Source organism: Pontibacter beigongshangensis (assembly GCF_014332515.1).
Classification (GTDB): Bacteria; Bacteroidota; Bacteroidia; order Cytophagales; family Hymenobacteraceae; genus Pontibacter; species Pontibacter beigongshangensis.
The window spans coordinates 40,576-55,188 of record NZ_VFSD01000005.1 but is presented as its reverse complement, the minus strand read 5'-3'; the positions used below and the strand labels follow the sequence as shown (position 1 = coordinate 55,188).

At 48.0% G+C, this 14,613-nt stretch carries 12 protein-coding genes and 1 tRNA gene; 5 read left to right on the top strand and 8 right to left on the bottom strand.

Going from position 1 to position 14,613, the window contains the following annotated elements; translation table 11 throughout:
- Nucleotides 1-115 precede the first annotated feature (115 nt).
- From FJM74_RS06190 to FJM74_RS06175, 4 genes are all read right to left on the bottom strand, one after another.
- Complete coding sequence (locus tag FJM74_RS06190) at nt 116-415, bottom strand: transposase (RefSeq protein ID WP_187261708.1); 300 nt, start codon at nt 413-415, stop codon at nt 116-118.
- A 528-nt stretch (nt 416-943) separates the two neighbouring features.
- Nucleotides 944-1,903 carry a hypothetical protein gene (locus FJM74_RS06185; protein WP_187261707.1) on the bottom strand — a complete coding sequence of 320 codons (960 nt, stop codon included), beginning with the start codon at nt 1,901-1,903 and terminating at the stop codon, nt 944-946.
- Between the two features lie 163 nt (nt 1,904-2,066).
- Nucleotides 2,067-2,140, bottom strand: a tRNA-Arg gene (locus FJM74_RS06180).
- A gap of 66 nt (nt 2,141-2,206) precedes the next feature.
- Nucleotides 2,207-2,929, bottom strand: coding sequence for a TVP38/TMEM64 family protein (locus FJM74_RS06175; RefSeq protein ID WP_187261706.1), 723 nt, complete (start codon nt 2,927-2,929; stop codon nt 2,207-2,209).
- Between the two features lie 183 nt (nt 2,930-3,112).
- Here FJM74_RS06175 and FJM74_RS06170 point away from each other — a divergent pair, with 183 nt between their 5' ends.
- The gene (locus FJM74_RS06170; protein ID WP_187261705.1) at nt 3,113-4,252 is read left to right on the top strand and encodes a cystathionine gamma-synthase; all 1,140 of its coding nucleotides are present in this window, start codon (nt 3,113-3,115) and stop codon (nt 4,250-4,252) included.
- 229 nt (nt 4,253-4,481) lie between these two features.
- Nucleotides 4,482-4,988 (top strand): DUF6141 family protein, encoded by a 507-nt coding sequence (locus FJM74_RS06165; protein ID WP_187261704.1) that lies wholly within the window; start codon nt 4,482-4,484, stop codon nt 4,986-4,988.
- Between the two features lie 230 nt (nt 4,989-5,218).
- Here FJM74_RS06165 and FJM74_RS06160 read toward each other — a convergent pair whose 3' ends face one another.
- A complete protein-coding gene (locus FJM74_RS06160; RefSeq protein ID WP_187261703.1) occupies nt 5,219-5,929 on the bottom strand; it encodes an OmpA family protein in 711 nt (236 codons plus the stop codon).
- 576 nt (nt 5,930-6,505) lie between these two features.
- Here FJM74_RS06160 and FJM74_RS06155 point away from each other — a divergent pair.
- The gene (locus tag FJM74_RS06155; protein WP_187261702.1) at nt 6,506-7,540 is read left to right on the top strand and encodes an isoaspartyl peptidase/L-asparaginase family protein; all 1,035 of its coding nucleotides are present in this window, start codon (nt 6,506-6,508) and stop codon (nt 7,538-7,540) included.
- 213 nt (nt 7,541-7,753) lie between these two features.
- Here FJM74_RS06155 and FJM74_RS06150 read toward each other — a convergent pair whose 3' ends face one another.
- Nucleotides 7,754-8,122 (bottom strand): SpoIIAA family protein, encoded by a 369-nt coding sequence (locus FJM74_RS06150; protein ID WP_187261701.1) that lies wholly within the window; start codon nt 8,120-8,122, stop codon nt 7,754-7,756.
- 109 nt (nt 8,123-8,231) lie between these two features.
- Nucleotides 8,232-8,606: a DUF5329 family protein gene (locus FJM74_RS06145; RefSeq protein WP_187261700.1), complete on the bottom strand. Its 375-nt coding sequence runs from the start codon at nt 8,604-8,606 to the stop codon at nt 8,232-8,234.
- Between the two features lie 194 nt (nt 8,607-8,800).
- Between FJM74_RS06145 and FJM74_RS06140 the strand changes: the two genes are divergently transcribed.
- Nucleotides 8,801-10,735 carry a hypothetical protein gene (locus tag FJM74_RS06140; RefSeq protein ID WP_187261699.1) on the top strand — a complete coding sequence of 645 codons (1,935 nt, stop codon included), beginning with the start codon at nt 8,801-8,803 and terminating at the stop codon, nt 10,733-10,735.
- A gap of 81 nt (nt 10,736-10,816) precedes the next feature.
- On the opposite strand, the gene trxA is transcribed toward FJM74_RS06140, so the two are convergent.
- Nucleotides 10,817-11,143, bottom strand: a complete 327-nt coding sequence (gene trxA / locus FJM74_RS06135) for a thioredoxin (RefSeq protein ID WP_187261698.1) — start codon at nt 11,141-11,143, stop codon at nt 10,817-10,819.
- Between the two features lie 655 nt (nt 11,144-11,798).
- On the opposite strand from trxA, the gene FJM74_RS06130 reads away from it, so the two are divergent.
- A complete protein-coding gene (locus tag FJM74_RS06130) occupies nt 11,799-14,231 on the top strand; it encodes an outer membrane beta-barrel family protein (RefSeq protein WP_187261697.1) in 2,433 nt (810 codons plus the stop codon).
- The last annotated feature ends 382 nt before the right edge of the window (nt 14,232-14,613 follow it).

Genomic DNA, 14,613 nt, shown 5'->3' with positions numbered 1-14,613 from the left:
GTTCATTCATCAAATGCCCCTCCAGAGGAGAAACATAAGGCATTCCGGCCCAGATTTTAAGAAGGATTTACCTAGTGCCATTAAAAGCGCGGGACTCACTGAAGTCCCTGCCAATTTAGGGGTTATGTCGAAAAGGTTGTATTGGCCATTCCACTGCGCCAGCGCTGTATACTGATTTTAAGATATCGCGCTCCAACTGCGCCTCTTTCAACTCTTGTTGTAACCGCTTGATCTCCTGTTGCTCCTTGGTTAAACCTTTTGTGGAAGGAACAGGGGAGCGATCCTTCTGTCGCCATTTACTCAGCCGGCCGGGATCTATTCCTAGCTCTTCTGCTACTTCTTTTACCGATCCTCTGGCATAAGAGAGATCAATGGCCATCCGCTTGAAGGAGGCGTCAAATTCGCGTCTGTTCATAACAGTCAAATTTAAACTTTATTTAAATCTGCCTATCAAAACCCTCCAGTCAAAGGTAGCAAGTTCATATTTGGGAAATGACTAGCCGCTGCACAGTTACTTTCCTGTATGTCTGCATCAGTTACAAGCAGGTGCCGGCTGGCAATTTGCTTGAGTCTAACTCCTGCTGCTCTGCCAGGCTATGAAAGAACACCTGGTACGCTTGCTTGTACAGCACGTCTATCACCTAGACTTCTGCCTTAAGACACAGATCCGAGGTTAACAGCGTTACCTCCTCCTCATAAACGTTCGGTGCCAAGGCCAGAGCCTCATCTGCCTGAAGGTCTGCTACGCCTGCCGTTTGAGGCCTCACCAGTAGGGAATCGGAGAGGGAAAAGGAACTCTTATAATTCTGCACACGGACCTGGAAATGCCCCCGGGCGACTCGACGGTTATGGCTTGTGAATTGGAATCTGCCAGCAGTCTGCCACAAAACAGCCACTTAGACGACCTGGAAATGAAAAAAAACAGGTTTTATTTTTTATGAAGTCAATTCTCTAATTTTTTACCAATGCATTTTTTTACTTCTTGAATAATATCATCAAGATCTTTTGCTCTTGATGATATTTTAGGCTTTCCTGAGAAAGTTGTTGTTGACCAGAAGCTACCATCAGATTTACAGAAAGATTGAGTGACTACAGGCCATTTCTTTTTGCTCTCAAATTCTATAATTTTATTTGATTCTAATTGCGTAATTAAATACCATAAATCATCTGATGTTCCTTTCCAAGTTATTGGTTCATGGTGTGAGCCTGGAATAAAAGCCTTTTTAAAATGCCTAACACCTGTTGAATGGTCGATGAAAGGCTTCTTATTATTTAGTAAGAGGTTATGCAATAAATTTAAACATTTCGGCAATATGTCATTGAACTTGTAAACAATACTTGATTGAAATGGGCTTTTTTTTAGCTCCATTTGATAAATTTGAACGAGACATTCTTCTCTAAATATTTCTAAATCTTTGACCTTCCTTTTTAGCTCTTTCTTTATTCTTCTTCTTGCCTTGGTACTTCCATGATCGAAGTCTTTGTATAAGGGTTGATCGTAGCCTACTGGAACTTCATAATGACCTTTATATGTACCTCCTTTCGCTACCTCTTTTTCAGATAAGAATTTTTGTTGTAATGTTTCATTTATAGAGTCAAATTTATCCTCCAAATATTGTGAAAGTTCTTCAATGTATTTAGGTCGAGAATGTAGTTCTATCTTGGAGATTTCTTTTGTTACTTTATCAAAGGAATAAGTAAGCTTTTTCGAAAAATCAACCATGAAGGAGGCCAATGTCGCGTGGCCATTGAAGTTTAGTAAAACCTTATTGTTGTCAAATTCATCAGTGTTAGTATGTGATAAGAGATAGTAGGTGACTTTTACATTTTTGATGTAATCAGCTGCCTCATTAAAATAAGAACTCAATTCTCTTGGAGTCTTTAAAAGACTGTCTTTTCCCATATCGAATTAGTTAATAGGTACTGCTTATAAAAGTTTTATATTATTGTTGCTAAGTGGATCTTTAAAGTGGTTGGCAATTTTGATTATCATGTTTTGTGTGCAAATTGTGTGTACATAAAAAAAGCCACTTAGCAGTTTTACCTGTAAGTGGCTGATTTTCAAGTGGTCGCGAAGGGAGTCGAACCCCTAACCTTCTGATTCGTAGTCAGATGCTCTATCCAGTTGAGCTACGTGACCATTCCGTTATTGTGATGCAAAGTAAATGCCTTTTTTTGTAATACGCAAGCGCTTTTTTAAGATTCCTTAATTTTGGTCCGCAGCTTTTCGCAGCGCTTTCTTCAGGGCACGGTCAAACACGAAGTACAAGCCGCCTATCGATGTGATTATCAGGGCGATCATGAGCAGCTGGCCACTTCGACCGCTTTCAGGGCTTTCGAGCAGACTTATAATATTATTGGCCTGGGTGCCGATCCAGAAAAAAAACAGCGTGCGGGGTAGCATACCCACTATGCTGGCAAGCAGAAACTTTCGCTTGTCGATCTGCAGCAGGGAAAGCACAAAGTTCATAAGCGCGAAGGGCAGCACCGGGGAAATTCGTGTCAGGAAAATCAGGCTCCAGCTCTGGTGCCGGAGCTCCTGCATCAGGATACGCGCCTTTTCAAAGCCGTTCAGGAAACTCATCATCTTACCATGGTCAATCAGGCGGGCGAGGCTGTAGCCGATCAGGGCTGCAACGCCATATGCCACCACCAGCCCCGGAAAACCGACCCAACTCAGGAAAAAGCCGCTGACCAATGCCACAAAGGTAGTAGGGGTAAGGGCGAGGGCCATGGTGAGTGACACTACCGCAAAATAGAGCAGCATGTGCCCCACAGACAGGTTCTGCAACAGGTCCTGGTACGAGTACAGCGAGTAAGCCAGGGTTGAACTGACGATGAGCGGCATGGCCACCAGCAGCAGCATGGATACAAAGGTAGAGGCGTTTTTGCGTATAAAGCTTCTCAGCAGGTTAAATCGTCCGGACATAGGTGCGGTAAGGGTTATTTTACACCAGAAACAAGGCTGGCAGGCAAATTTGTTTTTATGGTGGCAGAAAAAGAAGCCGTCAGCCTAACAGCCTAACAGCCTTGCTGGCGGGTGGCCACTTAAAAATGTAAATTTAGTATCTTGCAGCATATCATTTGTCAGATGAGTTAAAAACAACGCTATATGAAATTCGGAACTAAAGCTATACATGCCGGCGTAGAGCCGGACCCAACCACCGGTGCCATCATGACGCCGATCTATCAAACCTCTACATACGTGCAAGAGTCGCCCGGCGATCATAAGGGCTATGAGTACTCCCGTACGCACAACCCCACACGCACGGCCCTGCAGAATAGCCTGGCAGCACTGGAGAATGGTAGGCACGGCCTCTGCTTCGCCTCGGGCATGGCGGCCACCGACACTATTATTAAACTGTTGCAGCCCGGCGATGAGGTAATCTCTACCAACGACCTGTACGGAGGTAGCTACCGCATTTTTACGAAAATATTCCAGAACTACGGCATTAAGTTCCACTTCACCGATATGAGTGATCTGACTAATGTAGAGGCCCTAGTGAACGAAAAAACCCGCATGATCTGGGTAGAAACGCCCACCAACCCGCTTCTCAACATTATCGATATAAAAGGCTGCGCAGCCATTGCCAAAGATAAAGACATACTGTTGGTGGTAGATAACACCTTCGCCACGCCTTATCTGCAAACTCCCCTCGATCTTGGAGCCGATATCGTGACGCTCTCACTCACCAAGTACATGGCTGGCCACTCCGATGTGGTGATGGGTGCGTTGGTGGTGCAGGACGATGACCTGGTCCAGCGCCTGGCTTTTATACAGAACTCCTGTGGCGGTACCCCCGGCCCGCAAGACTGCTTTTTGGTGCTGCGTGGCATTAAAACGCTGCACATCCGGATGGAACGCCATTGCCAGAACGGGCGCCAAGTGGCTGAGTACCTCCGGCAGCACCCAAAGGTGGAGAAGGTGTTCTGGCCAGGATTTGAGGACCATAGAAATCATAGCATTGCCAGAGAGCAGATGCGCGATTTCGGTGGCATGATCTCTTTTGTTTTGAAAGGCGATAGGAAGGAAGACGCGATTAAAACCCTGGAGCGTTTCCGGTATTTTTCACTGGCTGAGTCGTTGGGCGGTGTGGAGTCGCTGTGCGGTCACCCGGCCAGCATGACACATGCCAGCATTCCTGCGGAAGAGCGGCTGAAGGCTGGCCTCAGCGATTCCCTGATTCGCCTGAGCGTGGGCATAGAAGACGCAGAAGACCTGATTGCCGATCTGGAGCAGGCAATTGGTTAATTTCGGGTACTGGATGTTAGAGGTTAGCTATCAGACTTCCTGTTTGATGGCTAACCTATACCCTTACTTAGAAACTTAATTATTTTAATGAAATCAGCCTTCCAGAGACTTCTTTTGTTCCTGCTGTTGCTGATCCAATCTGCAGGCGACGGTTTGCTTGAATGTACTTAGCTGCCGCCACGCTTCGTAGAAGAGCTCCTGGAAACTTTCAAAATTCAACACCCACCGAATGGCCTCCCAACCTATTCTTTTTCAGGAAAAGCAGCATTTTACCCAGGTATGGTTGTGGGTGGTGTTGCTGGGGGTGGCCTCTATTTTCTGGGTGGGATTTTTTTACCAGCTGCTGTCGGGCCACAATTTTGGGCGGAATCCGGTGGTAGGGGTAGAGGCGGCGCTTTTGCTGGTGTTGGTCGGGGTGGGGCTGCCATTTTTCTTTTACAAAATGCGCCTGGTAACGGAGGTGTATCCGGGCTATATCCGCCTTCGCTTTTTCCCATTCCACCTGAAGGCTGTAGAAATACCGCTGCACCTGGTGCGCGACTATGAGAGGGTGACTTACAACGCTATCCGCGACTATGGTGGCTGGGGCATCAGGTGGGGCCTCAGGGGCAAGGCCTACAACATGTCGGGCAGCCGGGGAGTACAACTGTACTTTTACAACCGGAAGCCTCTGCTTATCGGTTCCCAGAAGCCGGAAGAGCTATTTGAGGCCATCCGGGAGGCCAAAAACCTTTGATTAGTTAAGAGTTAAAAGTTATGAGTTAAGAGTTGAATGGCGTTTTCCGGTTCATCTTCAAATTCCCATAACAACCATTTAACAATCAACAATTAGCACATCAGCACATGAACCCATTAGCACATTAATGAAATTATTCTAATGAAAACAGCCCTCCAGAGGTGCTTAAAGCAGAAAAAGCCAGCGACCTGAGCAGGTCGCTGGCTTTTTCTGCTTTTATAACTGAAAAATTAAGCTTTGATACCCAGGATCTTGTAGATCTCAGAGAAGTCAGGCGTTAAGATAATTTCAGTACGGCGGTTCTTGGCTTTCGCGTCGGCAGAACGGCCAGTGTCTACTGGCTGGAAGAACGCACGGCCGGCAGGCGTGATTCTGTCAGGAGACAGGCCGCGGGTAGCCATCAGGCGCGTAATTTCAGTGGCGCGCAGCACGCTCAGATCCCAGTTGTCAGCAATGTTTTTGGTTCCTGGCAGTACTTCTACGTCATCGGTGTGGCCTTCTACCATTACCCCAACCTCCTGGTTTTTCTTCAGTACAGATACCAGTTGGTCAAGCGCCTTCTGTCCGGTAGCGTTTACTTTGGTGCTGCCAGTTGCAAAAAGCAGTTTGTCAGACAAAGAAACATACACTTTACCGTCGCGGATGTTCACGCTCAGGTCGCCTTGGTTAAAGCCGGCCAGGGCACTGTTCACCTGGTTGCGCAGGTCATCCAGAATCTTTTGCTGCTCGTTCATGGCGCGCTCCATAGAGGCAAGTTTCTGCTCACGCTCCTTTAGGCTGTTTGTCAGCTCGTCAACTTTGGCACGGCTGGCTACCTGCTCTTTTTCCAGGGCTTCTTTGCTGGCCTTCAGTTCGTCATACTTCTTAGAAGACACGCAGGAAGCCAGGAGGCTCGTGCACAGCAGCAACGAGAGGGATGCTCTAAAAAAATTAAACTTCATGGGTTGATTAAGGTTAGGTTGAAAATAATTGGTTTTTAGTTTCGGGTGCAAATATGGCAAAAGTTACTAACTGATACTAATCGTGTTTGGGCTATGTTCTGGCCACCTGGCCAGATTACTAATGTGAGTTCGGAGCAAATATTGTGCAGAATAAATATTAACACACGTTTTCTTCAAAATAAAGTTCTTTTTCAGATTCGCCGCACTATAATCTCTTGTCTTATATAGTTTTATCGCTAAACGGTTGCTGCAAAGTGCTCCCGTGGGTTAGCAACCTGCACAAACAACTTCCAGTTGGCCTGCTTTGATGATCCCTCTCACGATCTTGCATTTCAAAAACAATGCCTGATATATTCAAGCTTTACTATATGTAAAAATATTTCTTACGCACTCTCCATTCGTTTACCGGCACACCGGTGGAGTGAATGGGAATAGTAATATTTTCTGAACCGAGGAGTTGCGTAACCGGGTATTAGCTGTTGTTATAGGGGCCGGGCCTGGTTTCCTGCTTCGCCTAAAAGCTTTATATTCGTAAGTCATACATTCTAGGGCGTTTCTCCTTTGCACATACAATCGATGAAAAAACTTATTGTCTCCTGTATTATTGTTTTAGCTGCTGCTTTTGCTGGCATGGCACAGCAGGCTAAGCCCGACTTCAGCAAAATAACGTTGGTTATTCATGGCGGAGCCGGCACCATTACCCGGGCCAGCATGACTCCTGAAAAAGAGCGGGCCTACCAGGAGGCGCTGAACCTGGCCCTGCAGACTGGGTTTGAGATACTGAAGAAAGGCGGCAGCAGCCTCGATGCCGTGGAGGCCTCGGTGCGCATGATGGAAGATTCGCCACTTTTTAATGCCGGAAAGGGAGCTGTGTTTACAAACGATGGCACGATTGAGCTCGATGCCGCTATTATGGATGGCAAAACACGCCATGCGGGCACTATAGCCGGAGTGACCAACATCAAGAACCCCGTAAGCGGCGCCCGTGCCGTTATGGAGCAGTCGGAGCATGTGATGATGATCGGGAGAGGGGCCGAGAAGTTTGCGCAGGAGAAAGGCCTGGAGATCGTGGACCCGGCTTATTTCCGGACCGAAACCCGCTACCAGCAGCTGCAGCGGTTAAAAGACAAAGAGAAAACTGGGCTCGACCACTCCGGCGGCTCCGGCAGCACCGAGCCTATTTTTATAGAAGGAAATAAGTTCGGAACAGTGGGAGCAGTGGCCCTCGATGCATTCGGCAACCTGGCTGCTGCCACCTCCACAGGTGGCATGACCAACAAGCGCTACGGCCGTGTAGGCGATGTGCCTGTTCTGGGCGCTGGCACCTATGCCGACAACAACACCTGCGCGGTTTCGGCTACAGGCCACGGCGAGTACATTATCCGGTCGGTGGTAGCCCACGATATTGCCGCGCTCATGGAGTACAAAAAGTATCCGGTAAAAAAGGCCGCTGAGGAGGTGGTGCTTAAAAAGCTGGTGGCCCGTGGCGGCGAGGGAGGCGTAATTGCCCTCGACAGGAACGGGAACTTTGCCATGCCCTTTAACTCAGCAGGTATGTACCGCGGCTATATCAAAAACGGCAAAAGAGAAGTAGCCATCTATAAAGAGTAGCTTTTGGGAAGTGTTAACTTGCTGAGTTATTGATTTAGCGTCGACTGCAATTCCGGATATGAAAAGGCCAGGGCAGTTGCTACGCCCTTCGCGCCGGGAAGCACAAGTGTTCAACCCTACAACATTTTAACAATTATTCTAATGAAAAAGCCCCTCCGGAGCTCTGTAAGGATTACTCCTTCAGGGGCGTCATGATAAGAGCAGCAGGACTGATTATGCCTCTTCCTTTTCCTTTACCCAGTTGAGCGCGTGCAGGCGCTGGTTTGGCGTAAAGTGCTTGATCCTGGCGGTGGTAAACGGCGAGGCGGCCAGCGAGAGCCAGTCGAGCCATTTAGCTTCTCCTACAACAGCTACCTTTCCGTAATCGGCGGCGTGCCTGAAATCAAACTTTATCTCTTCCCAGAGCGCCTCCAGCGAAACGTCTTTCATGTCTACCACTTCAACAAACACATGTATCTTTCCATGTTGTTTGATCTTCTCTTCCAGCATCGGAAGCATAAGGTCGTAATCCTGCTTATCTATATGTGCGCTCAGCTGCACAGCAAATAAGTCGCCTTTAGACTCTTCTAGTATCTGAAGCATGTTTTCTGTTGCGGTTATCGTAGGTAGTTTCAGTATGCGAATATATAGATAACGTTATGAAGGTTTAAAAACTTGTATGGTCGGGGCAAAATCGTGCACACCTGCTCCCTTATTTCGATCCAGCCTCTGTCTCGATCCGTGCTAACTCCTGGTGCAGAAGCTTATAGGTTTCGGTGGTGCTGCCGTCTGACAGGCGTATTTTGTAATACTCTCCCGATACCGACGATTTTGTGGCCAGTAGCTCAATAAACTCGTTTGCAGACTTAATCTTGGCATGATGTTTATCGAATTTTGCCCGGAGATGTGCCGCCGCATCCTGAGGTGTATGCTCACTTCCGTTCCTGATGAAGGTGGCCCCCTGCAAATTTTCTACATAGCTAATTAATCCGTCGATTTTGGTTTTTTCGGTTATCCCTTCTGCTGCAGGTATGGCGCTGGTGTCGGAGGCCTCTTGTGCGCTCGCCTTCATAGGAAATGTCAGCACAAGCAGGAGGTATAATAAGATGGGTAGCAAGCCTGATTTACTCGGGTATTTCGTCATTACTTTCTTTATAATAAAACTGGTTTTTTATTTATAACTTGAATGCACTTTATTTAAATTTTCAATGTTTGGCTGTGAGTTCACACACTACCTTTTATTGCTTTAAAACACCCTGCATACCGCCTTTGAAGTAGTATATGAAAAGAGTCCTTTTTACCTTCGTGCTGTTTACGCTGGTCTGGCAGCCTCTGTATGCCCAGCAAGCCATCGAAACCCGCCTGGGCTATACCTATAACGATAAATACGAGTTTTCGGACGAGTGGCAGTATTTGTCTACAGACCTTTTTCTGTTTAACGGCTCCAAATTCAGCCGGGTGCTGAACGAGGTGGAGCGTGGCGTAAAGAAGAACAAGAAAAACTACGGCGACAACCTGGAGTACCTGTTCATTACGGCGCAGCTCAAAAACATAAAGCTTTTCGGCAACGATGAGATCGTGTACCCGCTCTACAATTTCAACGTTACTACCGACAGCAAGAAAGATTACAGCGCCCAGGTGTCAGACCACCTGGAGGTGGTGCGCATTATCGATAAAATGCCGCTCACCACTACCAATAACAGCATCGACGCCCTTATTCAGGCCAAAGCCATCACCAACGACCAGGGCGACCAGATGTTCGGGCTGGTGGCCACCCAGCTCACCAATATCTCTAAGATGGCCACCAGCCCGCCTGCTGCGGTGCTGTCGCTGGTGGGGGAGTTCGGCAACCTGTTGAGCGCCCGCACCAAGAAACGGGAGTATAAGTTCAGCTCCACCATCCGGCTCTACGAAGGCCAGGATTTCGATACGCGCCTCCACTCGGTGCGGGTATATGTGTTCGTGCCAGGCGAGGTAAAAACCGTTACCCTGAAGCCGGCCAGGCTCGAAGGCTTCCTGAACAAAGGAGTGCCAAAACTGGAGCGCAAGCAGCTCGAAGAGCTGATCGGCTACAAAGACTACCCTTATATGGTGGTGGTGAACTACAAATCGCTTTATAAGATGGATGTGCTCACCGGCGATGAGGTAACCCAGGACCTGATAGAGAAGCGCAGGCAGAAGATCGAAACAGCGCACTCCAACCACATGGTAAACAACGAGACCTACCGGCAGGAAAAGCTGTATGTGGAGTTTTTGCGCATATTCGCTGAGATGAAACAACACCTGAACTCTTACCGGCTGAATTACCGCAACAACAGCCCGGAGGTAAACGCCAAAAACCTGTTTGCCATTATGCAGGAGTATAAGCGCCTGCGAGGCACTTTCGATGCCCGGGAGCAGGAGTTTGCCACTAACAGTACCTACAAGTCCATTTTCAGGTCCGAATATACCGCCATTTTGAGCAACGCCGACCTGTATCTGGAGGGCGACCATAACCTGAAAGGAGGAAAAGGCTTGGTAAATACCCTGCGGGAACTGGAAAACAACCCCAAAGCCTGGACAACCCCGGCGCAGCGTGAAGCAGCACTTGTTAAATTATATGCCGTGGAGCTGCCAAAGCCGGAGTATTTGTCGGCGTCTGTGGAGGGCGAGGCGATGGTAAGGCTCACAAAAAAGCTGGAAGACATGCAGTATGCCGAAGTGTTTGCGCAGGATGTTCAGAAAATAGGCCAGCTTCAGGCAAACGACCAGACCATAGACCAGCGCACTGCCCTGCTCGAGAAATCGGCAGCCAGCAAATGCCTTTCCTGTCGCGAGAAAGTGAAAGAGGCGGCAGCCGAATACAACAAGCGCTACGAAGCGTACAAGCTGCAGGAGGAATTGAAAAAGAAGAGTGCCCTGAACAAGGAGGCCGAACAACAGGTGTTTACATACCTGAAGCGCCAGCTTTGTATCCAGAACAACCTGCAGGCCGCCGTTGCTTCGCTTACCGGAGGGGCAGATCAATATATGGCCAGGGTATCTGAAAAGAACACCGAGCTGGCTAACAACATAAAATTGCTCGACGAACACAACAAGCTGGACCTTAACGCCGCCAGCCTGCAACGGGTGCAGGACTACAACCTGAGGTTGGAGCAGTTGATGAAGGACGTGGAGAACGATTATAACATGATCTACAGCATCGATAGGAAGATTTGCCAGTGTGAGGCCGGCTAAGGCAGGACTGACCGGAAATAAAAAAGGCGAGCGCCACTACTTTTGGGTAGTGGCGCTCGCCTTTTTTTGCGTTCCCTGGGCTTAAGCCATTTGGGCTTCCAGTTTCTGAGAAAGTACGTTTTTAGGCACGGCACCTACCTGCTTGTCTACAACCTGCCCGCCTTTGAACACGAGTAGGGTAGGAATGCTGCGGATACCGAATTTAGCAGAGGTCTGTGGGTTAGCGTCTACGTCAACTTTGCCGATCACGGCTTTGCCTTCGTATTCGCCTGCCAGTTCTTCAACGATCGGGCCAACCATGCGGCATGGGCCGCACCACTCTGCCCAAAAGTCTACTAAAACAGGTTTATCTGAATTGATGATCTCATCAAAATTTGCATCTGTGATTTCTATTGCTTTGTTAGCCATAATTTTAACAGTTTGTTATTATAATTCTGTTTGCAATTTATTAAAAATAGATCCGGCAAATATATGCCCAAAGATTTAAAATATGACAAGCTGTCTTATAGCCTGCCTTTACACCTTAAGCAACCATCTTTACTTACGTCAGAACTTGCTGAATGGGTGTGTTTCATTTGTATAAACAAATGTTGTCAATAAAAGATTCAGAAGCAAAAGGAACGAAAGAAATTATTTGAGAACCGGGTAGATTAGTGAAAAGTTGAGCTCTGGATCAGCACTTTCTTCAGTTGAGCAGCAGCAGCAGCGGCAGAGCAAAATGCCTCTGGAGGGGCATTTTCATTAGAATAATTGGCATTCCCTGATGGTTCGCCTGACGCTGCTGTTCCGGATCTCCTAACCCGGAACTACCACTGAAGCGAACTAGGAAGTCCGAAAGAGCAGCTAGAAAATCAAGGATAGCAGAGATTAGGCGAAACAGCTGTGTTTATTCAAAAGTCCGGCCTTCTCTGAAGGCTCACCAGAATATTTTTAAGAATTTTTTAAATTACCCAAGCAACCTCCTGTTCTCTTTTTACATCTCTTTAATTGTAACTGCTTCTCTGGCGGTTGTTTTTGTTTTACTGCACTGCGCCCATTACCCCACTCCATACAAAATAAAACCATGAAAAAATTTTATCTCTTCCTGTTGGCATTTCTGCTCGTAAACGTCTACATCAGTTGCTTTGCCCAATCGGGCGGTATGCTAACCGGAAAAGTTTTGGATGATAAAAAAGAAGGGGCCGGGTTTGTAAACGTAGCTGTCTTAGATGCGGCCACAGCTGCCATTGTAACAGGTGCTGTAGCCGATATGGAAGGCCATTTCCAGATAAAATCGCCTGCTAAAGGTACTTATATACTACAAGTGAGCGGGCTGGGCTTTGCCACGTTCAAAACAGCTCCATTCGAGGTAAGCGGCGAAGGCTTTTCCAGGAAATTTGGTGAAATATACCTGAAGTCGGATGCCAGAGTGCTGAAGGAAGTGAACGTGCAGGCCCTGCGACCAACTATTACCACGCACCCCGACAAGCTGGTGGTGAGTGTGGAGGGTACAGCCATGGCTGCCGGTAACAATGCCTACGAAGTGCTGGAAAAATCGCCGGGCATCTGGATCGACCAGGAGGGGAACATACAACTCAACGGTAAATCTGGCGTGCAGATCATGATCAATGGCAAGCAGACCTTTATGTCAGGCAAAGATCTGCAGAACCTCCTGCAGAGCATGTCGGCCGAGAACCTGAAAGACCTTGAGATCATTACCAGCCCCTCTGCCCGCTTCGATGCGGCCGGTGCTTCGGGCATTATCAACATCAACCTGAAGAAAGACACCCGCTATGGTATGAATGGCAGTGTGTATGCCGGATACCGCTACAACCGCCTGAACCACTACACCGCTGGAGGCAACCTGAACTACAAGTACGGCAAGTGGAGCACTAGTGCCACCCTCGATTTTGGCAGCCGCCACAACTTCCGCAACATGTACATGGGCCGCATCTTCAACAGTGGCAACGAGTCTTTTTACTTCGACCAGAACGGCTACGAAGAAACCAAGCGAATAGTGCCATCCTTGCGTGTGGGCACTGATTACGACCTGAACGATAACCACAGCATCGGCTTTACGACTTATTTATCGCATACCAAATTTGATGGGTCTTTTAACACCGAGTCGTATCTGCGCGAGAGCAACCCGGCCAACAACCTGTTCGTGGAGGCCAGGAACAGCACAGATGAACAATCTGGCAACGGCACCTTTAACCTCCACTACACCGGCAAGCTAGATACAGCTGGCACCACCTTGTCTGCTGACCTGGACTATGTTATCCTGAGCAGCAAAGACAGAGGCTCTTTCCGGAACAGATACGAAGCCTTGAACACCGGTGCCCCCGCCACCAGCGACAGGCTAAGAAGTCATAACCCGAACAGCTTTCATATTTATGCGGCGAAGGTAGATTTTATCAAGAACATCACTAAAAACACGAAATTGGAGACGGGCGCAAAGGCCAGCTATGTAAAATCCGATAACGAAATACTCTTTTACCAAAACGCCGGCGATGCCGAGACTCTGGACCCGAACAGGAGCAACCACTTTATATACAAAGAAAGTATTTTTGCAGCTTACGCAAGCCTTACCGCAAAACTGAGCGAAAAATGGAATGTGCAGGCTGGTTTGAGAGCCGAGCAGACGCTGACGGAAGGCTACTCCGAAACTACCAACCAGACAACCGACCGAGACTATTTTGATCTATTTCCGACCTTGTTTGTGCAGCAGAAGGTGAGCGAGCATTACCAGGTGGGTTACAAGATAAACCGACGCATCAACCGGCCTTATTATGGTGCGCTTAACCCCTTCATCTTCTACCTCGACCCTTACACCTGGTCTGAAGGCAACCCTTACCTGCGGCCACAGTACACCAATACGTTTGAGGTAACGCAAACCCTGAAAAACGACTACACGCTGGTGCTAAGCTATGGCATTACCAAAGACTACATGGCCGAGATCCCGATGCAGTATAGCCCGGACACCACGGTGTACCAGCAGCAAAATGTTGATAACATGAAAAGTGCCGGAGCCACGCTGATCCTGCCGGTTAAGTTTTCTGATAAGTGGCAGGTCAACAACACCATTAACGGGTTCTACCAGGAATTTCTGAAAACCATAGATGGCGCATCCGTGAAAAACGATCAGCTTACCCTTATGTTCCAATCTAACCACACCATACAGCTGCCGCTGGGGCTGAAGATGGAAATAAACGGAGGCTACCAGGGCCCGGCTGTGTATGGTTTGTATGCCATCAAGGCCAACTGGTGGATAGATTCCGGTCTGAAGCGATCTTTTATGAACGACAAACTTTCTGTCGCCCTGAACTTTACTGATATTTTCAGAAGCCGCGAACTCCTGATCACGGCCGACATCAACGGCAATTTCAACACCATCAATCAGTACCAGGGCGCGCAGGGGGTAAGGCTGAACCTGCGCTATAATTTCAACAAAGGCACCAAGTTCGATGCCAAAAGCCGCAATACCAACCTGGATGAGCTGAACAGGACAGGTAACTGATCTGCGGCTTCGCTTAATTCAAAATTAGAAATTCAAAATTAAAATTATGCTGGCGCGAGCGTCCTCGCTCGTGACGACTATTCCGCGGCCACTGGCCGTTTTAAACACCTGGTAGAGCTGAAGAAATTAACAAAAGATTTTGAGCAGCATCCAAACAAGAGCCCCTGGAGCAACGGCTGCTCCAGGGGCTTCTTGTTTGAGCGTGAGAGTTGAATTATGCTAATGAAAATTGCCCTCCAGAGGCATTCCTGCTGCTGCTCCTTAGTCTGAACCTTGATTAGAAGGATTTACCAGATTAACTTGATTTCCTCTCATGCCGCAAGTTTAGCGACAGCGTAACTTGTGGCTGCACATGGCAGCAAGTTTGTAACCTGCGCGTGAA